Source organism: Janthinobacterium sp. KBS0711, from assembly GCF_000988085.1.
GTDB classification, from domain to species: domain Bacteria; phylum Pseudomonadota; class Gammaproteobacteria; order Burkholderiales; family Burkholderiaceae_D; genus Janthinobacterium; species Janthinobacterium lividum_E.
Genome location: NZ_LBCO01000020.1, coordinates 119,972 through 139,460 on the forward strand (window position 1 = coordinate 119,972; position 19,489 = coordinate 139,460).

General features: G+C 64.6%; 23 protein-coding genes. 8 read left to right on the forward strand and 15 right to left on the reverse strand.

The genetic code is table 11. The annotated features are described in order from the left end of the window. Positions 1 to 11: 11 nt before the first annotated feature. Positions 12 to 554 carry a gamma carbonic anhydrase family protein gene (locus VM94_RS11855; protein ID WP_046683675.1) on the forward strand — a complete coding sequence of 181 codons (543 nt, stop codon included), beginning with the start codon at positions 12 to 14 and terminating at the stop codon, positions 552 to 554. Here VM94_RS11855 and VM94_RS11860 read toward each other — a convergent pair. From VM94_RS11860 to VM94_RS11890, 7 genes are all read right to left on the reverse strand, one after another. Continuing rightward, positions 527 to 1,468 carry an acyl-CoA desaturase gene (locus VM94_RS11860; protein ID WP_046683676.1) on the reverse strand — a complete coding sequence of 314 codons (942 nt, stop codon included), beginning with the start codon at positions 1,466 to 1,468 and terminating at the stop codon, positions 527 to 529. The genes VM94_RS11855 and VM94_RS11860 overlap by 28 nt on opposite strands. Next, entirely contained in the window at positions 1,468 to 1,785 is a 318-nt protein-coding gene (locus VM94_RS11865; protein WP_034782889.1) for a DUF3144 domain-containing protein, read from the reverse strand. Before VM94_RS11865 ends, VM94_RS11860 begins: the two co-directional genes overlap by 1 nt. A 71-nt stretch (positions 1,786 to 1,856) precedes the next feature. Beyond that, a complete protein-coding gene (locus VM94_RS11870) occupies positions 1,857 to 2,327 on the reverse strand; it encodes a gluconokinase (protein ID WP_185982149.1) in 471 nt (156 codons plus the stop codon). Positions 2,328 to 2,358: 31 nt separating this feature from the next. Then, entirely contained in the window at positions 2,359 to 2,862 is a 504-nt protein-coding gene (locus tag VM94_RS11875) for an OmpA family protein (RefSeq protein WP_046683678.1), read from the reverse strand. Between the two features lie 16 nt (positions 2,863 to 2,878). Then, positions 2,879 to 4,138: a diguanylate cyclase domain-containing protein gene (locus VM94_RS11880; RefSeq protein ID WP_046683679.1), complete on the reverse strand. Its 1,260-nt coding sequence runs from the start codon at positions 4,136 to 4,138 to the stop codon at positions 2,879 to 2,881. 8 nt (positions 4,139 to 4,146) lie between these two features. Continuing rightward, a complete protein-coding gene (locus tag VM94_RS11885; protein WP_235432899.1) occupies positions 4,147 to 4,725 on the reverse strand; it encodes a YfiR family protein in 579 nt (192 codons plus the stop codon). A gap of 194 nt (positions 4,726 to 4,919) precedes the next feature. Continuing rightward, entirely contained in the window at positions 4,920 to 6,572 is a 1,653-nt protein-coding gene (locus VM94_RS11890; RefSeq protein ID WP_046683790.1) for a Na+/H+ antiporter, read from the reverse strand. Positions 6,573 to 6,762: 190 nt separating this feature from the next. On the opposite strand from VM94_RS11890, the gene VM94_RS11895 reads away from it, so the two are divergent. From VM94_RS11895 to VM94_RS11910, 4 genes are all read left to right on the forward strand, one after another. Beyond that, the gene (locus tag VM94_RS11895) at positions 6,763 to 8,061 is read left to right on the forward strand and encodes a c-type cytochrome (RefSeq protein WP_046683680.1); all 1,299 of its coding nucleotides are present in this window, start codon (positions 6,763 to 6,765) and stop codon (positions 8,059 to 8,061) included. Between the two features lie 17 nt (positions 8,062 to 8,078). Further along, positions 8,079 to 8,546: a (2Fe-2S)-binding protein gene (locus VM94_RS11900; protein ID WP_046683681.1), complete on the forward strand. Its 468-nt coding sequence runs from the start codon at positions 8,079 to 8,081 to the stop codon at positions 8,544 to 8,546. Next, a complete protein-coding gene (locus VM94_RS11905; protein WP_046683682.1) occupies positions 8,539 to 10,857 on the forward strand; it encodes a xanthine dehydrogenase family protein molybdopterin-binding subunit in 2,319 nt (772 codons plus the stop codon). Before VM94_RS11900 ends, VM94_RS11905 begins: the two co-directional genes overlap by 8 nt. A gap of 138 nt (positions 10,858 to 10,995) precedes the next feature. Continuing rightward, complete coding sequence (locus VM94_RS11910; protein ID WP_052755731.1) at positions 10,996 to 11,661, forward strand: dienelactone hydrolase family protein; 666 nt, start codon at positions 10,996 to 10,998, stop codon at positions 11,659 to 11,661. 26 nt (positions 11,662 to 11,687) lie between these two features. Here the strand turns inward: VM94_RS11910 and VM94_RS11915 are convergent, their stop codons facing one another. Further along, the gene (locus VM94_RS11915) at positions 11,688 to 12,107 is read right to left on the reverse strand and encodes an ester cyclase (RefSeq protein ID WP_046683683.1); all 420 of its coding nucleotides are present in this window, start codon (positions 12,105 to 12,107) and stop codon (positions 11,688 to 11,690) included. A 343-nt stretch (positions 12,108 to 12,450) separates the two neighbouring features. Between VM94_RS11915 and VM94_RS11920 the strand changes: the two genes are divergently transcribed. Beyond that, a complete protein-coding gene (locus tag VM94_RS11920; protein ID WP_046683684.1) occupies positions 12,451 to 13,344 on the forward strand; it encodes a LysR family transcriptional regulator in 894 nt (297 codons plus the stop codon). 70 nt (positions 13,345 to 13,414) lie between these two features. On the opposite strand, the gene fghA is transcribed toward VM94_RS11920, so the two are convergent. The 6 genes from fghA to VM94_RS11950 all read right to left on the reverse strand — a co-directional run bounded on the left by fghA (position 13,415) and on the right by VM94_RS11950 (position 17,256). Further along, positions 13,415 to 14,281 carry an S-formylglutathione hydrolase gene (fghA, locus tag VM94_RS11925; RefSeq protein WP_046683685.1) on the reverse strand — a complete coding sequence of 289 codons (867 nt, stop codon included), beginning with the start codon at positions 14,279 to 14,281 and terminating at the stop codon, positions 13,415 to 13,417. A gap of 56 nt (positions 14,282 to 14,337) precedes the next feature. Then, on the reverse strand, positions 14,338 to 15,201 hold the full coding sequence (locus tag VM94_RS11930) for an NAD-dependent protein deacetylase (RefSeq protein WP_046683686.1): 864 nt from the start codon (positions 15,199 to 15,201) through the stop codon (positions 14,338 to 14,340). Between the two features lie 46 nt (positions 15,202 to 15,247). Next, positions 15,248 to 15,919 (reverse strand): signal peptidase I, encoded by a 672-nt coding sequence (gene lepB / locus VM94_RS11935; RefSeq protein ID WP_046683687.1) that lies wholly within the window; start codon positions 15,917 to 15,919, stop codon positions 15,248 to 15,250. 172 nt (positions 15,920 to 16,091) lie between these two features. Continuing rightward, positions 16,092 to 16,337 (reverse strand): hypothetical protein, encoded by a 246-nt coding sequence (locus VM94_RS11940; protein WP_046683688.1) that lies wholly within the window; start codon positions 16,335 to 16,337, stop codon positions 16,092 to 16,094. Beyond that, on the reverse strand, positions 16,334 to 16,585 hold the full coding sequence (locus VM94_RS11945) for a hypothetical protein (RefSeq protein WP_035817681.1): 252 nt from the start codon (positions 16,583 to 16,585) through the stop codon (positions 16,334 to 16,336). Before VM94_RS11945 ends, VM94_RS11940 begins: the two co-directional genes overlap by 4 nt. 131 nt (positions 16,586 to 16,716) lie before the next feature. Then, positions 16,717 to 17,256: a GNAT family N-acetyltransferase gene (locus tag VM94_RS11950; protein WP_046683689.1), complete on the reverse strand. Its 540-nt coding sequence runs from the start codon at positions 17,254 to 17,256 to the stop codon at positions 16,717 to 16,719. A gap of 83 nt (positions 17,257 to 17,339) precedes the next feature. Between VM94_RS11950 and VM94_RS11955 the strand changes: the two genes are divergently transcribed. Further along, positions 17,340 to 17,732 carry a VOC family protein gene (locus tag VM94_RS11955; protein WP_046683690.1) on the forward strand — a complete coding sequence of 131 codons (393 nt, stop codon included), beginning with the start codon at positions 17,340 to 17,342 and terminating at the stop codon, positions 17,730 to 17,732. Between the two features lies 1 nt (position 17,733). Here VM94_RS11955 and VM94_RS11960 read toward each other — a convergent pair whose 3' ends face one another. Continuing rightward, a complete protein-coding gene (locus VM94_RS11960; RefSeq protein ID WP_046683792.1) occupies positions 17,734 to 18,318 on the reverse strand; it encodes a DinB family protein in 585 nt (194 codons plus the stop codon). 244 nt (positions 18,319 to 18,562) lie between these two features. Here VM94_RS11960 and VM94_RS11965 point away from each other — a divergent pair, with 244 nt between their 5' ends. After that, the gene (locus tag VM94_RS11965) at positions 18,563 to 19,480 is read left to right on the forward strand and encodes an HDOD domain-containing protein (protein ID WP_052755732.1); all 918 of its coding nucleotides are present in this window, start codon (positions 18,563 to 18,565) and stop codon (positions 19,478 to 19,480) included. The last annotated feature ends 9 nt before the right edge of the window (positions 19,481 to 19,489 follow it).

A 19,489-nucleotide genomic window follows, 5' to 3' on the forward strand; every position in this document is an offset into this window, starting at 1 on the left:
GTGAGAAAACGATGCCTGTCAGTTCCTACCTGAATACCCGCCCCGTCGTGGGCGAGCGCGTCTACCTGCATGACACGGCGCAAGTGATTGGCGACGTGCAGATCGGCGACGACTGCTCGATCTGGTGCAACAGCGTGCTGCGCGGCGACGTCAACCGCATCGTCATCGGCGAAGGCAGCAATATCCAGGACTTTTCCATGGGCCACGTGTCGCACAAAAATGCGGCCAAGCCCGACGGATCACCGTTAACGATTGGCAAGTACGTGACCATCGGCCACTCCGTGATCTTGCACGGCTGCACGATAGGCGACGAGTGTTTGATCGGCATGGGCAGCATCGTCATGGATGACGTGGTGGTGGAAAAGCACGTGATGCTGGGCGCGGGCAGTTTGGTGTCGCCGGGCAAGGTGCTGGAAAGCGGCCACTTGTACGTGGGCCGCCCCGCCGCCAAGGTGCGCGCGCTGACGGAAGCGGAAATCGCCTACCTGCGCTATTCGGCCGAGCACTACGTGCGCGTGAAGAACAATTACCTGGCAGGCCAGGACGACGCTTGATCGTTGGCGTCGCCGAGCCGGTGCAGTTCCGGCCGCCGCGCCAGGTCTTGCGGCAGGCGCAGGACTGACACTAAGCCCAGGCGCCGCAACAGCAGCAGCATCCACCAGCCCGGGTCCCATTCGCCCGACAGCAGGCCCAGCCGCGCTGAGCCCGGATAGGCGTGATGGTTGTTGTGCCAGCATTCGCCCATGGTCAGCAGCGATGTCAGGCGGATATTCCTGCCCTGCACGGCGGCGCCATCCACATGGAAATGCATTTGCCCATGGTTGTGGGCGAAGTAGCCGATCAGCCAGTGACCGAGCACACCGGCGCTGACCCGCGCGCACACGCCCCAGCAAACCAGGCCCCATCCGCCCCAGACGAAGCACAGCAGGGCCCATGGCAGTTGCTGCAGCATCCAGCTTCTTTCCAGGAAACGGTAAAAGCGGTCGTGCGCGATGCGCGGCTCGATGGCGATGTGCGGCGGGTGGTCGAGGTCCAGGCGGCAGAATAATTGCCACCATGCATCACGCCAGAAGCCTGCGCCATGGCGCAGGTAAGGGTGGCAATCGGGCAGGCGCTGCGCATAGTCGCGCAACTCGTGCTGGCGCAGCAGGCCCAGCGGGCCGCTGAGGCCCACCAGCACGCCCAAGTACACGAGCAGGTATTCCAGCCATCGCGGGCATTCAAAGCTGTCGTGGATCAGTTTGCGGTGGCTGCCCAGCGAGTGGCCGAACAGCAGGACGATGGCCGTGCCGGCCGCAAACAGCAGCACGCCGGTCCAGCTGAAGAAGAGCAGGGCGCCCGTCGCGGCGCCGGCCAGCATGGCCGCCAGCCATAGCGATGGTAAAGGAGCAAAGCGCACCGTGCCTTCCAGCACGCTGTCGGCATGGGTGGCGCGGGCGCGGTGGCTATCCAGGCTGGCCGCCGTCATCAACCCTTGGGGGCCGACGACGGTTGCGTGTACTTGTCGAAGTTGGTGATGTAGTCGTTGAAGTTGTCGGTCAGCATGCGCTTGTACTGTTCCGTGAAGAAGGCCACGGCGCCTTCCTTTTCTTCCTGCATCTTGGCCACGTCGTTGCTCTTGCTGGCGACGAGGAAGGCGTTGAAGCGGGCGGCCGCGTACAGCAGCGAGGTGGCCACTTCATTGCCGCCGCTATGCATGCATTGCTCATTGGCCAGGGCGATGACCTGGTCGGCGCGCTCCCAGAATTCCGGGCCCGGTGCTGGTTTTGTCGTTGGTGTGCTCATAAAAATCCCTCATGAAAGTGCGCGCCAGTCTACACAGGGGGCTGCGGGCTGTCCAGCCGCGCGGCCGTCAGTCAGGGCGCTTGCAGGATTTGTTCGATCAGCACGGCCAGCGGCTGGCGGATGTCGAGCACGATGCCGGTTTCGTCCGCCTGCAGGGGCTGCAGGGTGGCCAGCTGGCTGTCGAGCAGGCTGGCCGGCATGAAATGGCCGGGGCGCTGCAAGCGGCTTTCCAGCACGGCGCGCGGGCCGTCCAGGTGGGCAAAGCGCAGGGCCGGGTCGCCCTCGCGCAGCACGTCGCGGTAGGCGCGCTTCAGGGCCGAGCAGGAGACGACGAGGCCGCTGCCTTGCGCGCGGGCCGTGGCGATGCGCTCGCGCAGGGCGGCCAGCCAGCCGGCCCGGTCGGCATCGTCGAGGGGAGTGCCGGCCGCCATCTTGGCCACGTTTTCCGGGGAGTGCACGTCGTCGCCCTCCACGTAGGGCACGTGCAAGGCGTCGGCCAGCAGGCTGCCGACGGCGCTCTTGCCGCAGCCGGACACGCCCATCACTACCCAGCGCACGGCGGGCACTTCCACCTCAAGGCGCCGAAACGATGATGGTGACGCGGCGGTTTTCCGCCTTGCCCGCCTTGGTGGCGTTCGATGCCACGGGTTTGCTCATGCCCAGGCCCTTGACGACGATGTTGTCGCGTGCAATGCCCGTTGCGCTCATGGCATCGGCCACCATATTGGCGCGCGCCAGCGACAGCTTGTTGTTGTACGCTTCCGTGCCTTCGTTATCCGTATGGCCTTCCACGCGCATGTGGGTAATCCCCACTTTCAGCAGGGCGGCGCTGATCTTCTGGATGGCGCTGCGGCTTGGCGGCGTCAGCTTGGCGGCGTCGAATTCGAACAGCAGCTTGTCCGTGAAGCTCAGCTCCCAGCCTTCGTCCGTCTGGCGGAAGCCCTGGTCTTTCAGGGTGGCGATCTGTTCCGCATTGAACGGCGATTTCACTTCAGGCGTGCTTTGGCAGGCGGCCAGCAGGCCCACGAAGAACAGGCCGAGGAAGCCGAGACGTAATTGCTTGTAGATAAACTGCATGGTGTTGCTCCTTGGTTCAGGGGTGAGTATGGGGTTGCGGCAGTCGCGCTACCTGGCGCGTGCCGCGCTGCACCTGCTTGGCGCGGTACATGGCTTCGTCCGCCGCGCCGACCAGTGAGATGGCGTCGATGGCGTGATCGGGGAAGACGGCCACGCCGATGGTCAGCGAACTGACGATGCTGTTGCCGGTGGGCAGTTCAATGGCTTGCGCCATGGCGGCGATGATGTTGTCGGCGATGTGCATGGCGTCGCTGCTGTTGCGCAGCGGCTTGAGCACGATGGCGAATTCGTCGCCGCCCAGGCGCGCCACCAGGTCGCCTTCGCGCAATTGCTGCTTGATGCGCGCGGCGATCGTCACCAACACCCGGTCGCCCGAGGCATGGCCGAAGGTGTCGTTGATGTACTTGAAACGGTCGCTGTCGAGGAACAGCACGGCCACCTTGCCATTGCCGACCCGCGCTTCGAGGATGGCGCGTTCCAGCTCCGCTTCCATGAAGGCGCGGTTCGACAGGCCCGTCAGGCTGTCGTGGTTGGCGCGGTGCGACAGCGAGGCGTGTTCCTTTTGCAAATGGCTTTGCCACGCTTCCAGTTCATCGAGCAGGGCGTTGAAGTCGTCATTGATCTGGTTCAGCTCGGCAATATTGGCGGGCGGCACGCGCAGTTCGAACGAACGGTCGCGCCGCACGCGGTGCGCTATTTCCGCCAGGTGGCGCAGCGGCGACGTGATCTCCGTTTCCATGCTGCGCGACAGGCGCACGGCGACGACCAGGCTCAGCACCAGGCAGGCGAGCAGGCAGGTCAGGCCGCTGAGCAGAAAGGGCAGCAGGCTGCGGCTGTGCGGCACCAGTTTGATGCTGCCGATGGCCTGATCATTGCGCGTGATGGGAAAGGTCAGCGAATCGGGCAGCATCCAGCCTGTCAGCGCGCGTTCGATGTAGTAGCGCGTGCCGTGTTCGCCCCGTTCCCAGCGGGCCAGCACCTTGCCGGCCGTGTCGCTCACCTGCGCCTGGTCGATATCTTCATTGACGCCGATCAGGGCCAGCGCTTCCTTGGCGGCGATGGAGTCGCCAAAGACGACGGCCCCTTCCACCGTGTAGCTCATCGAACGGGCCACGAGGCGCAGGTTCTGGTCCGAATACACGCGCAGGGCCAGCAGCGCCACGGCCGTCAGGGTCAGGCCGGCCGCCAGCACGGCGATCAGCGACACGCTCAGGTGCGCGCGCCGCAGCACGCTGTCGAGCGTGCGGCGGGGCTGGCGGGCAGGCTTGTTGCTCATGCGTGCGCTCATGGCGTCGGTCCCTTGCGACGTGCAATTTGCAAGGCGTTCGGATGTACGCGCAGGCCGCTGCGGGCGATGGCGTCGAGGTTGACGTCAAAACCGATCTGCGCCTCGGCGAGCCGCAGGCAGAACATGGTGCCCACCGGGCAGGACGTGCCCGGCTCGGCGACCGACAAAATCGGCTTGCCGATGATCTGCGCCAGCAGGTGTTCGCGTTCGCCCTCGGGCAGGCTGCCCATGTAGACGACGTCGCATTCGCTGGCCGTGCTGGCCACCGTCGGGATTTTCACGCGGATGCGTTGCCCCAGGTTCGAGGCGGGCGTGTCGACGATGGCCACGCCATAGCGGGGCGCACCGAGCATGCAGACGCGCACTTCCTGGCGCGCCACGGGCCAGCGCACGTAACTGATGATGCCAAACAGAACCTGGACCACCTCGGCGGGACGCCTGGCGTCGGCCGTCGCGCCCGTTTGCGCCCACGCCGCGCACGGCGCCATGGCGCCGCAGACGAGCAGCGACGCCAGCAGCACGGCGAGCAGAACGGGCGGCGCGGGGCGCTGCCGGTGGCGAGGGGAGGAGGGCACGGCGTCGGTGTCTTTATGCAGGTCTGGTGGCTATTCAACTAGTTACTCAGCAACACAGACTCTACGGAAGTCTCTGTTGAAAGTAAATCACGGCATGACGCCATAAACCTTGCATTATAAACACGAATGTGAAAACTTGCATTCTTTACCATGAGAATTACTTGCCAACACTGTCATCACGCGCCAAAGTGTTGCTATTCTTCCAGTGTCGCTTCCAGCAAGTCGATTTCACGCAGCAGGCGCAAATGGATGGTGTCGTCCAGTTCACCCGAGATGCGGCGGCGGAACAACTCATCGCGCTCGGCATTGAGCGCTTCCAGGCGCAGCGAGCGTTCGGCCCTGGCCAGTTCCTGCAAGCGCATCGCCTCGTCGTTGCTGCTTTCGCCATACGCGAGGCGCCGCCGGTAGGCTTCGATCAGGCGGTTGGCCGCTTCCGTGACGACTTGCTGCTTGTCATTCTTGTCGATGCCTTCGCACACTTTTTCCAGCCGCGCGATGGCCGCTTCGGCGGCAGCGGCGCGGGCGTTGCGCTCTTCCGTCGAACGGCGCGCGGGCGGCGCGAATACGAGGCCCTTGGTCAGCAGGGGCAGGGTGACGCTGGCCAGCAGCAGTGACAGCAAAATCACGCCCATGGCCAGGAAGATGACGAGGTCGCGCGCGGGGAAGCGCGTGCCGTCAGGCAAGAACAAGGGCAGGGTCAAAATGCCGGCCAGGGTCAGCGCGCCGCGCACGCCCGCGAACGACGCCACCAGCAGCAGGCGCAGGCTGGGGCGCGCCAGCAGCGCCGCGTCCTTCGGTTCCCCCGCCACCTTCTTGTGGTGCTTGAACAGGGTCAGTTTCATGGAAATGAAGACCCAGAGGAAGCGCATGAAGGTCAGCCCCACCGTGATGGCGATGACGAACAGCGGCAGTTTCCAGGCGCTGCCGGCGCCGATTTCGGCCGATGCTGCCGGCAAACCGGCAACGGTGGTGGGCAGTTGCGCGCCCAGCATGACGAAGATCACGCCATTCAAGACCAGTTGCACCGTATCCCACACGGCCTTGCGCTGGGTGCGCGTGGCGGCCAGCGGGCGGCCGATCAGGTCGGCATAATGCATGGACACGCCCGCCGTGGCGGCGGCCAGGATGCCGGAGCCGTGGATTTGCTCGGCGCCCAGATAGGCGGCAAACGGGATCAGGATGCTGATGAGGATTTGCAGGCCAGGTTCTTCGCCAACCTTGCTCACCAGCCATTTATTCGCCAGGCCCACGCCCCACGAAATGGCCAGGCCGATGACGATGCCGCCACCCGCTTCCTGCAGGAAACTCAGCGAAGCGGCGCCGATGGAAAAGCCGCCCGTCATCATGGCGCCCACGGCAAACGTGAAGCAGACGAGGCCCGACGCGTCGTTGAGCAGGGATTCGCCTTCGAGGATGTGCATCAGGCGCGGCGGGATCGGATTGCCGGCGGCGATCGCCGACACGGCCACGGGGTCCGTCGGCGACAGGATGGCGCCCAGCGCGAAGGCGACGGCCAGCGGCACGCTGGGAATCAGCCAGTCGATGAAAAAGCCCATGCCCAGCACGGTAAACAGCACGAGGCCGATGGCCAGCATCAGGATCGAGCGCGCGTCGGAAAAGAAGGCGCCCTTGGGAATGCGCCAGCCATCGAGAAACAGCAGCGGCGGGATGAAGAGCAGGAAGAAAATGTCGGGATCGAGCGGCACTTGCACGCCAAACACGGCCAATCCCGTGCCGCCGGCGATCTGGATCAGCGGCAATGGCAGCTTGACCCAGCGCGAGCGGGCGAGAAAGCCGCACAGGACGACGGTCAATACGAGGATGAGGATGATGGTAACGGTATGCATGAAGGAGCGGCGGCGTGCTGAAACGCTGATTATAAGGCGCAGCCCGCTTGCGGGCACGGCCTGCGTGTCATTGCGTACATACAACAAGTCACAATCGCGGTAAGATTCTCCCATTCATTGTCACAATCTGCCCTGCTGTTGCCGTCCGTGCGCGGCAGGCGCGTGCCTGGCCTTTTACCGGACTCCTGTTTTGCTCAAGAAAATCTTCACCGGCCTGCTGCTGTCGCTGGCATTGCTCATCGTCGCGGCCCTGGCCGCGTATCTGTATTACTGGCGCCCCGCGCTGGCGCCCATCGATCCGCCTGCCGCCACGGCATTTTCCCCGCAAGTGGTGGAGCGTGGGCGCATCCTTGCGGGCATGGGCAATTGCGCCGCTTGCCACACGGCCCAGGGCGGCGCCGAGTACGCGGGCGGTCACGGCCTGGCCACGCCGTTCGGCACCATCTATGCGACGAACATCACGCCGGACAGGCAAACGGGCATCGGCCGCTGGTCGCTGGCCGCCTTCCAGCGGGCCATGCGCGAAGGCGTGGGCCGCGACGGCGCCCATCTGTATCCGGTCTTTCCGTACACCCATTTCAACCTCGTCTCGGATACGGATTTGACGGCCTTGTACGCGTATTTCATGACGCGCCCGCCCGTGTATGCGGTGGCGCCCGCCAACAGCGTGCCTTTCCCCCTGAGCTTGCGTCCCTTGCAGGCAGGCTGGAAGCTGCTGTTTTTCAAGCCGGCCGGCTATCAACTGGACCCCGCGCAAGGCCTGGACTGGAACCGGGGCCGCTACCTGGCCGAAGGCCTGGCCCATTGCGCCGCCTGCCACACGCCGCGCAATGCGCTGGGCGCCGAGCTGGCCGGTTCGTCCTACCTGGGCGCGGCCATCGACCACTGGTATGCGCCGGCCTTGACCAGCGCCAACACGGCGCCCTTGCCGTGGACGCAGGACGAGCTGTACGCCTTTTTGCGCACGGGGGCGACGGCCTTGCACGGCGTGGCGGCAGGGCCCATGTCGGCCGTCGTGCACGAAGGCATGGGCGCTTCGCCCGATAGCGATATCCGTGCGTTGGCAACGTATTTTGCCGGCGTGGGCGGGGCGGAGCAGCGCCAGCTCGATACCGATACCGTGGTGAAAGCCGGCATCGCCCGCTCGCAGCGCGTCAGCCTGGTCGACAATGACCGTGGCGCCAGCCTGTACGTGGCCGCCTGCGCGTCGTGCCACTCGAACAGCGATGGCCGGCCTGCGGCGCTGCGGCCGGAACTGAGCCTGAACAGCGCCGTCAGCGCGCCCGATCCCGCCAACCTGATCCAGGTGATACTGCACGGCTTGAGCAAGGACGAGGCCATGCCCGGCGTGCTGATGCCCGGTTTTGCCGCCTCGCTGACGGACAACGACGTGGCCCAGCTGGCCGCCTATCTGCGCCGCAGCCGCAGCCACCAGCCAGCCTGGACGAATCTGGAAGCGGCCGTGGCACGCGCACGCGCCGGCAAGTAATTACTGAAAGTTTTTTTATGTACAACATTACCGTGAATGGCCAGCCCTTCGGCACCGAGACCGACGCCGAGACGCCCCTGCTGTGGGTACTGCGCGACGAAGTTAAATTAAAAGGCACGAAATTTGGCTGCGGCATCGGCATGTGCGGCGCCTGCACCGTGCACGTCGATGGCCGCGCCATGCGCTCGTGCATCACGCCGATTGCTGCCGTGGCCGGCTGCGCCATCACCACCATCGAAGGCCTGTCGCCCGATGGCACGCACGCGCTGCAGCGGGCGTGGCTTGCCACGCAGGCGCCCCAGTGCGGCTATTGCCAGTCGGGCCAGATCATGCAGGCGGCCACCTTGTTGAAAGACTATCCACAGCCGACGGACGCGAATATCGATGCCGTCATGAGCGGCAACCTGTGCCGCTGCATGGCGTATGTGCGCATCCGCAAGGCCATCAAGCTGGCGGCCGGCATGCAGGAGGCGCCCGGTGTTTAAGTTGCCGAAAGAAAATTCAGGGATACGCCCCAGCGCGCTGGGCCGGCGCGGTTTCCTGATCGCCGCCGCCGGCACGGGGTTTACCCTCGCCTTTTTGCGCGCCGACAGCTCCTTGGCCGCAGGCAAGGCGGCGCCCGTGCCGGCCGTCAAAGCTGCCGCAGCCGTGTTCGACCCCGGCATCTGGTTCCAGATCGGCCGCGACGGCATCGTCACCGTCAACATCGCCAAGGCGGAAATGGGCCAGCACATCGGCACGGCCCTGGCGCGCATCGTGGCCGAGGAGCTGGAAGCGGACTGGAGCAAAGTACGCCTGCATTACGTGGACACGGACCTGAAATGGGGCTTGATGGTGACGGGCGGCAGCTGGTCCGTGTGGCAGAATTTCGACCCGCTCAGCCGTGCTGGCGCGGCCGGGCGCCTCGCGCTGGTCGAGGAGGGCGCGCGCCTGTTGCGCGTGCCCGTGTCCGCCTGCTACGCCAGGCTGGGCGTCGTGCATGGCCGGGGGCGGTCGATCAGCTATGGCGACATCGTGCGCCGTGGCAAGCTGACGCGCCAGTACACGCCCGAGCAACTGAAAGCCATTGTGCTGAAAACGCCGCAGCAGCGCAGCCTGGTCGGCCAGAACGTGCAGGCGCTCGACATCCCCGCGAAAATCAATGGCACGGCCGTGTACGGCATCGATGCGGAAGTCGGGGGCATGCTGTTTGCGCGCCCGAAGATCCCGCCCACGCGCTACGGCGCGAAAGTGGTCTCCATCGACGATACGGCGGCCAGGAAGGTGCGGGGCTACCTGCGTTCGTTCGCCTTGCAAGACCCCAGCGGCACGGTGCCCGGCTGGGTCATGGTGGTGGCCGAAACGTATGCGGCCGCCATGCGCGCGGCCGAGCTGGTGCAAGTGAAATGGCGGGCCGGCGCGGCCGCCCACGTGGCGGAGCAGGATATTGTCAATTACGCCACCAAGCAGCTGGCCGATGCCAGCCTGGGCGCCCGCGTCGTCGATGATGACGGCGTGGAGCAAGCGTTCAACGATGCCAGCCTGCAACTGGAGCGCCACTACACGACCAGCACCGTGCTGCATTTCCAGCTGGAACCCGTTAATGCCCTGGCGCAGGAAATCGACGGCGTCTGGCACATTCATGCGGGCAACCAATGGCAATCGTTGATCCTGCCCGTGCTGGCGCAAGCGTTGAAGGTGCCCGAGAGCCGTGTCATGCTGCACACCTATCTGCTTGGTGGCGGCTTCGGGCGGCGCCTGAATGGCGATTATTGCGTGCCGGCCGCGCTGGCGGCGCAAGCCGTGGGACGCCCCGTCAAGATGATTTGCACGCGGTCCGACGATGCCCGTTTCGATTCGCCCCGTTCGCCGTCCGTGCAGCATGTGCGCATGGCGTTCGATGCGGATGGCAAGGTCTCGGCGATGGTGCACGAGGCCAGCGCGGGCTGGCCCACGCAAGCCATGATCCCTGCCTTCCTGGCCAAGGATAAGCAGGGCCATCCGTATGACCCGTTCGCCATCGCCGGCGCCGACCACTGGTATACGGTGGGCGCGCAGCGCGTGCGGGCCGTGTCGAACGACCTGGCCAACAGCAGTTTCCGTCCCGGCTGGCTGCGCTCCGTAGGCCCCGGCTGGACGAATTGGGCAGTGGAAAGTTTCATGGACGAGGCGGCGCAGGCGGCCAAGGTCGATCCGCTGGCCTTCCGCCTGTCGCTGTTGCAGGCGACGGGGCGCAATGCGGGCAGCGCGCCGAACGCCGTCGGCGGCGCCGCGCGCCTGGCCCACGTGCTGCGGCGCGTGGCGGACAAGGCGGGCTGGGGCACTGCCATGCCGCCTGACACGGGCCTGGGCATCGCCGCCACGTTCGGCCAGGAACGCGACATGCCCACCTGGACGGCGTGTGTTGCCAGAGTGAAAGTAGACCGCAGCACTTGCATGGTGAAAGTCGAAAAGCTGTTCATGGTGATCGACGCAGGCAGCATCGTCGACCCCGATGGCGCGCTGGCGCAGGCGGAAGGGGGCGCCCTGTGGGGCGTCAGCATGGCCTTGCATGAAGGCACGGCCTTCCTGAACGGCGAAGTGAAGGATACCAACCTGAATACCTACACGCCCCTGCGCATGGCCGACGTGCCCGAGCTTGACATCGAATTCGTGGCCAGCACGGCAACTTCGACGGGCATGGGCGAGCCGCCCACGACCGCCGTGGCGCCGGCAATCGGCAACGCCATCTTCGCCGCCGTGGCCTCGCGCGTGCGGCATTTGCCGATCCGCCCGGAAGCCGTGCTGAAGGGGCTGGACCGGCACGGCGCCGTCTGACGCGGGTGCGCGGCGAATTTGACGTGCGCCGCGCGTGAACGGGCGCAGGCTGGTACACTGATGCTTGCCGATCAGCGTACTAGCAGCGTGATTTCAGCTTGATGTCAGCGTCATTCCAGTTCGATAGCGGAGGCAGCCATGCAAGAACAATTTGTCAGCATCACGGCCGATGAACTTCAAATGGACGGCGTGCTTGAAATGCCCGAGCGGCCCGTGGGCATCGTCCTGTTTGCCCACGGCGCGGGCGCCGATAGCGACTATCTGGGCGCCTCCAGCCACGCCACCTCTCAGGATTTTTTGCGAGCGGGCATCGCCACCCTGCGCTTCGATCAGGCCGGTGTCGAGCCTGGCGGCGGCAGCAATGGCCACGCGTATTTCGTGCGCAGCGATATCGTGCTGCTGGCGCGCCAGCTGGAAAAAGCCCTGGGCTGGCTGCAAGTGGACCCGTCCACGCGGCGCTTGCCCTGCGGCCTGTATGGCTATGGCACCAGCGCGGCCGTCGTGATGCAGCTGGCGGCCTGGCGCAGCGCGGAAATCGCCGCGCTCGCCGTTTGCGATGGCCAGGTGGAAATGGCGGGCAAGGCGGCGCTGGAAAACGTGCGGGTGCCGTCTCTGCTGATCGTGGGCGGACGCGACCCCGACGTGGCTGGCCTGAACCGCATGGCATTCGCCACCTTGCGCTGCGACAAGCAACTGGAACAGATCGCCACGCCTGGCGGCCCCGACACCCGTCACCAGGCGGCCCTGCTGGCAACGGACTGGTACACGCGCCATTTCAACGGGCATACCAGCACGGCGCAGTAGCGGGACAGAGCAGCACTTATGGCTGCTCAATGCGACGGCACGGCACCGATTTGCTGTAATAAGCCAAGCATGTCGGGCTGGCCGCGCTCCTCGACGAACTTGCCGTCGGACAGACGGTAGAGGTTCATGGCTTGCACCGCAATCTGCTTCCCGGTAGGCGGCACACCGAAGAACGTTCCCTGATGTGTGCCGCGCATAATGAACCGGGCGGCGACTTTATCACTTTCGGCCACCATTTCTTCCAAGGTCCACTGGATGTCGGGGAATCCTTCACGCATCATGGCGATGATGGCGAGATATCCAGCCGGCCCTCGCATGGGCTCCGGACTTCCCGGTACGTGAAAGATTGCGTCTGTCGAGATGAGTTCGTCAGCCAGTGCCTTGCTGGCGGTGTTGATGAACTCAACAAACTTCTGCATGGTGAGCTTGTTTGCTTCCGATGTCATGGTAATACTCCTTTATCGACGATATGAGTGGTTTAGGTGCGTATGCACTTGTGCTGCCTGGCTTGACGCTGCCGCTGGTGGTGAAATGATCGATCTGCAATGGACGGCCGACCGGCGATCGGATTGGTGAACACGACGTCCTCGCCCGACAGGTGGGCGCGGGGCCGCGCCGGCCGGGGCGGCGTACGAGGGCAAAGCAAGGCCGTCTGCGGAGGAGCGATTAAAACGGTGCATGCTTATGCCCGGGAAAGAGAATGCCGCTACTTTGGACTATAAATGCCAGAAGATAAATATCGGTTAAAATTGGTCACTTGAAATGTGGCGTTTGTAATGGGTGGATGCGATGGACCGACTACTGAGCATGACCGTGTTTGCCAAGGCGGTCGAGCTGGGCTCCTTTTCCGCTGCCGCCGACGTGTTCCGCATGTCGCCGCAGCTGGTGGGCAAGCATGTGCTGACTTTGGAGCAGCACTTGGGCATCCGCTTGCTCAACCGCACCACGCGGCGCCAGCATTTAACGGAAATCGGGGCAAGCTATTACGAAAAGGTGAAAGTGATTTTGGCCGAGGTGGCCGCTGCGGAGGGATTGGCCGCCGAGAGCCATGCCCGTCCCAGCGGCCGCCTGCGCGTCAACGCCCCGCTCACCTTCGGAATCCACGCCTTGATGCCGCGCCTGACCGAATACATGGCGACCTACCCGGATGTGCAGGTCGAGGTGTCGCTCACGAACCGGTATGTCGATGCAATCGAGGAGGGGGCGGACGTCGTGTTCCGGGTAGGCGAGCTGGCCGACAGCAGCCGCATTGCCCGCCGCCTGGCGCCGTACCGGCTGATTCTCTGCGCTTCGCCCGCCTACCTGGCGTCACACCCGCCCATCATCTCGCCAATGGACCTGGCCAGCCACGAATGCCTGGGCTTTGCCTACACGGAGTTGCGCAGCCACTGGAGCTTCGACGGTCCGGACGGCCCGGTTACGGTGCCGGTGACGGGCCGCCTGATGATCGACAGCGGCGAGGCCCTCCTGATGGCCGCCCGCGCCAGCATGGGTGTGATGCTGCAGCCGGCGGAATTGCTGGAACCCGACATCGCGGCAGGCAGGCTGGTGCACGTGTTGCCGAAATACCGGGCCCCTGACAGGCCTCTGCACTTGCTGTATGCGCCAGACCGCCAGATGACACCGAAGCTGCGCAGCTTCATCGAATTTTCTGTCGCCGTGTTCGGCAGCGGCAAGGACTGAGTTTTTCCACGCGCCTCGCCCGTATCGAAAATTTCCATAGTCCTGCCACTGTGACATGTTTCACTGGCGCCTATATGGCGCGCAGATTCCTCGCATGGAAGCGCACATGTTCTTCCATGAAGCTGGCGATGAAGTAATAGCCGTGGTCATAGCCGGCATGGCGGCGCAGCCGTAATGGCTGGCCGGCGTCGCGGCACGCCGCTTCGAAGATGTCGGGGTGCAGTTGCTCGGGCAGGAATTTGTCGGCCAGGCCCTGGTCGATCAGGATGCCGTTAGGGAACAGCGGTGGCTGACCTTGCAGGCCGCGCATCAGCGCGCTGGCGTCGTACTGCTGCCAGCTGGCTGTATCGCCGCCCAGGTAGCCCGTGAATGCTTTTTTGCCCCACGGACATTGGCTCGGCGCGGCGATGGGGGCGAAGGCGGACACCGAGCGGAACAAGTCAGGATTGCGCAAGGCCAGCACCAGCGCGCCATGGCCGCCCATCGAGTGGCCGAAAATGCCTGTGCGTTGCGCATCAATCGCCAGTTCCTGCTCCAGCAGGGCGCGCAATTCCAGCAGATAGCTGTACATCCGATAATGGCTGCTCCATGGCGCCTCGGTGGCGTCCACGTAAAAGCCGGCGCCCGCGCCGAAATCCCAGGAGTCGCTTTCGCCCGCGATGTTCGCGCCGCGGGGGCTGGTGTCGGGCGCGATCAGGATCAAGCCTTCCTCGGCCGCCACGCGCTGCGCGCCGCCCTTGATCATGAATGTTTCTTCCGTGCAGGTCAGGCCTGCCAGGTAAAACAGGGCGGGACGCCTGGTGGTGACCGTGGCGCCTGGCGCCGTGTCGGGAATGAAGGCCGAGAAACGCATGGGCAAGCCGATGGCTTGCGCGTCGTGGCGATAAAAACGTTGTACGCCGCCAAAACAGGCGTGTTCACTCAACAGTTCCAGCATGAATTCTCCTCGTTAATGCCACAGTATAGCCAGAGCGGCGCAGGGCCGGCACGGGATCAGCCCAGCATGGCCGCTAATGCAGGCAAGATGTCTTGTGCCGGAGCATCGGTCTTGAATGCCAGCAAATGGTCGGCGCGCGTCTTGCCCATGTTGATGGCAGCCACGGGCTTGCCCGTTTCGGCCGCCATGCGGCACAGGCGAAAGCTCGAATACACCATGACGGACGAGCCCACCACCAGCAGGGCGCTGGCCGTGTGCATCTTGCTTTCGGCCTCGGCCGCGCAGGCGGCAGGCACGCCATCGCCGAAAAACACCACGTCGGGCTGCAGGGTGCCGCCGCAGCGGGGACACACGGGCACGTGGAAAGTGGCCAGCTGGGACGGCTCCAGCAAGGCGTCGCCGTCGGGCGCCGGCGTGGCCGTGGCGCCCAGCAACTGCGGATTGTCGCGTTCGAGCTGATCCTGGATCAGACGGCGCGTGTGGCGGGTCCGGCAATCGAGGCAGACGACGCCATGTATGCTGCCGTGCAACTCCGTGACGGCTGCGCTGCCTGCCTGCTGATGCAAGCCATCCACGTTTTGCGTGACCAGGCCGCCTATTCTCTGGCGCTGGGCGAGTTGGGCGATGGCCAGGTGGCCAGGATTGGGCGTGGCGCGCGCCAGGGTCGGCCAGCCCACCATGCTGCGCGCCCAGTAGCGGCGGCGCACGGCTTCCTGGCGGCGAAAATCGGGGCCTTGCACGGGGGCGTTGCCGCGCCGCACGCCTTCCGTGTCGCGGTAGGCGGGTATGCCGGACGCCGTGCTGATGCCGGCGCCCGTCAGCAGCAGCACGTCGGGATGGCGCTGCAGGAACTGCGCCAGCTGATCGAGAGCGTCGTAGTCACTGGCTGGCTGCTGGCTGGCGAAGGAAAAATTTTGCATGATGCGCCATGCTAACCGAAAAGCACGGCGCCGTTGCAAGGGCTGTTTATTCGAGCTTCATGCCGAAACGCTGCAGCCGCGGCTGCCAATGCTCCTGGATATTGGCCGAGACGAGGATGCGTTCGGCCTTGCCGATCAGCAATGCGCGTGGCACGAAGCCGAAATAGCGCGAGTCGGCGCTGTTGTCGCGGTTGTCTCCCAGCATGAGGAAATGGTCGGCCGGCACCGTCACGGGGGCAAAGCTGCGCGCCGCGCCTGCGATTTGCGGCAAGACCTGGATGCGGTGCTGTTCCGTCTGGTTGCGTTCGCTGATGCGCTGCGCCGTCAGCTGGCCCACGTGGGCGATGGTTTCAGGCGCCGTGTCGAGCGCCGTGTATTGGACGGGCTGGCCATTGATGACCAGCTGTTCATTGCGCATTTCCACCGTGTCGCCGGGCAGGGCGATGATGCGCTTGATCAATCGCGTGCCGTCTTTGGGCGAGGAAAAGGTGACGATGTCGCCGCGGGCCGGTTCGCCCAGGCGCTGCAGCACGATATCGGTGAGCGGCACTTTCAGGTTGAAGGCGAGGCGGTTGACGAAGACCACGTCGCCCTCGAGCAGGTTGGGACGCATGGACGCCGAAGGGATGGGATTCCAGTCCGCCACGGCCGTGCGGAACACGCCGAACAGCAGCAGAAACATCAAAAAACCTTTGTTGGCGCGCATCCATGTGCTCATGTCGGCTCTTTCGCTGGGCTGTGCCCGTGATGGTGATGGTAAACGCCAAGGCTGCTGGCGACCTGTTCACGATGCACGGCGAGGCTGAAGCCAGTCTTAAATATGGCAGCAGGGCAGGCAAATGGCAGGCATGGCGTGACCGCTGTTGCGTGCACGCATCACCATACCGGTTTCAAGGGTGCCTGCACGGTGTCTGCGTGTCGTCGCCGCCATTGTGCAGCCGCTTGCCGTGCATGTCATCCCACAGCTCGCCGAGCGCCACCAGCAAGCCGCCGCCCACGAAGGGGATGGCCACCAGCCATGGGATGCTGTCGAGCCAGGGCCCCAGCACGATGGCCGAGGCCACGGTGATGACGATGGCGCTGTACCAGAAGCGGCGCGGATGCCGGAGAGTCAGCAGGTAGTGCAGATTGTTCATAAATCCTCCTTGGTCAGCATGCGGAACAGCCGGGCGGCCAGGATGCTGCTGACGGCGATGACGATACAGCCGTCCAGGAAAAACAGCACCTTGCCGACCAGGTGCATGCCCTGCACGAGATAGGCGGGCAGCTCCCGCGCTTCCGCCCACTGTGTCATGCGCGCCAGCACAATGGCGGCGGCAAAGATGACGACGGCCAAGGCCAGCACCACCAGCACGTGTTCGAACAGGCGTAGCCGCAGTTTCATGTTGGACTTGGCAAGGTTGGGAAGATTCCCGCACCTTGACGTTATCAGTCCAATATCGCGCTGCTTTGCGTTGTCACAAAGTCGCCCCTGATAGGATAAAAGTCGCGTTGCTGACGGAAAAATGCGCTATCTCAGGCCTTGGATTGCGTGTTGCGCCGCTCAAAATACAGCAGGTCCGACCAGGCATTCTGGAAAAACATGGCTTGTTCCGATTTGCCATACTGATGAAAGCCGTTGCGTTGCATGACGGCGACCGAGCCCAGGTTTTGCGGCCGCGCCGTCGCTTCCAGGCGCCACAGTTCCAGCGCGCCGAACGCTTCTTCCAGCAGCAGGGCCACCACGCGCGTGGCGTAGCCGCGTCCGCCGAACCGTTCGCCGATGCGGTAACCGAGCGCTGCCTTGTTGAAATAGGGGCGGGTGACGCCCGTCAGGTTGACCCTGCCGATGATTTGCCCGTCCAGCTTGGCCAGGTACTGGTAGGCGCGGTCTTGCTCACGTTCGCGCTGCGCCTGCTCGATGGCGGCGGCGATGGCTTCGTGGTGATAGTAGGACGGCGCGCGGGCCGTGACCCAGTGTTCAAAATACGCGCGGTTTTCCAGTTCGAAGGCCAGCAAGGCGGGGAGGTCGGCGCTGGAAGGGGGAAGCAGCTGGAGGCGGTCGAGGTCTGGCATGGGAGCGTGTCGGAAAGCGATGCGCCATTATAATCAGCTCGCGCATTTCGCCGCACACCCGCTTGCATTCATGAAGGAGCAGCATGCTGTCCCATATCTGCCTCGGTACCAATGACTTTCCCCGCGCCTACGCCTTCTACACGGCCTTGCTGGGCGAACTTAACCTGATCGAAAAATTCCATGACCGGGCCAAGCCCTGGGCCGGCTGGATGGCGCAGCAGGCTCCGCGGCCCCTGTTCGTACTGACGGCGCCGCATGACGGCTTGCCCGCTACGCCCGGCAATGGACAGATGACGGCCTTGCTGGCCGCCAGCCGCGCGCAGGTGGACCGCTGCTACCAGGCCGTGCTGGCGCTGGGCGCCGTGTGCGAAGGGCCACCCGGTTTGCGCCCCCATTACCACGCCCATTACTATGGCGCCTACTTCCGCGACCTGGACGGCAACAAGCTGTGCGTCTGCTGCCACGCCGAGGAATAGTTCAGCGCGGTCCCCAGATATCGTCTTCCGTCCAGCCCAGTTCCAGGAAATCCTGCGCCCGCTCGTCCGCCTCGCCGGCGCAATAGAATTCGTCGAGCTGGGGCGGCGCGATGCGCGTGCCGGCCAGCATGGCGTGCACTTGCCCCCGGTGGTGGATCTGGTGCTGGAACAGGTGCGCCAGCATGCGCTGGCGCGTGTCGACTTGCGGCGTGTCGCGCAATATCGTCACGGGCCGCGCCAGGTCCGCATCGCACAGGCTGCGGCAATGGGCGATCAGGCGCAGGTCCGATGCGCGCTGTGCCGCGTGCAGGGTTGCGCAATCCGTGAACGGTTCATCCTGTTCAAAGAAGACATAGCAATCGGGATGGGGCGCTTCGCCGCGCAGCTCGCGCTCGAGCGCGTCGAGATAAAACCAGTCGCATGTGAGGATGTGGTTCAGGGTGGACTGGATGGCGGGGAAAAAACTGACGCGCGTGGCCTGGAATTCGGCCTGCGTCAGTTGCCCGCAAGCTTTCAGCAGGCGGTGGTTGGCCCAGGCGTTGTTGTACGCCTGGCTGGTGATGTAGTGTGCAAGTGGATTGTTCATGATGGGTCGCTTGTCGAGCATGGCAGGGGGCATGTCGTGCCACTGTAGCATGTTGCGGCAGGTGGACAAAGCTGCCACGTCCGCCCCACCGGCGCTGCCATCATCAAGTAAAATCGCGGGGCGGATTTCGCGATAGTGATGCAGATAGGGCTGGAAGAACAAAATGGGTTGGATAGGAAAATTACTGAACGGCGGCGACGAAAAAAACAAGCCTGCGCCTCTCGCTGCTGCGGCAGCATCCGAGATGGCACGGCAGCCGGCCACCATCACCGAAATCGACGCAATCTACTACCGCTGGCTGGCGGCCGCGGGTTCGGCGCAGGCTACGCCGCAGGCCGAACAGGAGATTCTGGACGAATTGACGCGCCTGGCCCGTGAACCGGTCGCCGGCGCCGCGCTCGTGCCGCGCATTCCGGCCATCATTCCGCAACTGATGCGGACCTTGCAAAATGAAAACATGAGCGCGGCCGAGCTGTCGCGTCAGCTGGCCCAGGACGTGCTGCTGGTCGCCGAGGTCTACCGCGAAGCGAACCGGCCCCGCTACCATTCGCGCTACAACGCCAGCCCGTCGATCAACAATATGGAAGGCGCCATCATGCTGCTCGGGCAAAACGGCATGCGCATGCTGCTGGCCCGCGTTGCCTTCCGCCCCATCGTCAGCATGCAAAGCGGCGGGCTGACCATACGCACGGCGCCGCTGATCTGGCGTCAGTCCGAGAAATGCGCGCTGGCGGCCAACCTGGTCGCGCCCGCCATGCAGGCCAATGCCTTCGACGCGTATCTGGCGGGACTGATGGCCAATGTCGGCCTGGTGGTGGCGTTCCGTCTCATCGACCAGATGCATGCGCCCGATGCCTTCCCGCAATCGGATGCCTTCATTGCCCAGGTGTTCGCGCAAGCGCGCATCCTGTCGGTGCGGATCGCCGAATTATGGGAGTTTCCCGAGTCCGTGACCCGCGCGATCGGGCATGCGGGGCAGGCTGATGCCGATCCGCAGGCGCAAGCCCTGGCGCAGGGCGAGCGCTTGAGCAAGCTGCGCATGCTGGTCGATACGGGCCGCTTTCCTGCCGACGATCCGTTCGTCATGGCTGGACTGGGCAAGAGCGAGCTGCTGGTGTTCGACAAGCTGGCCGACGAGGACGACGAGGGCGACGGAGCGTGATGCCAACCG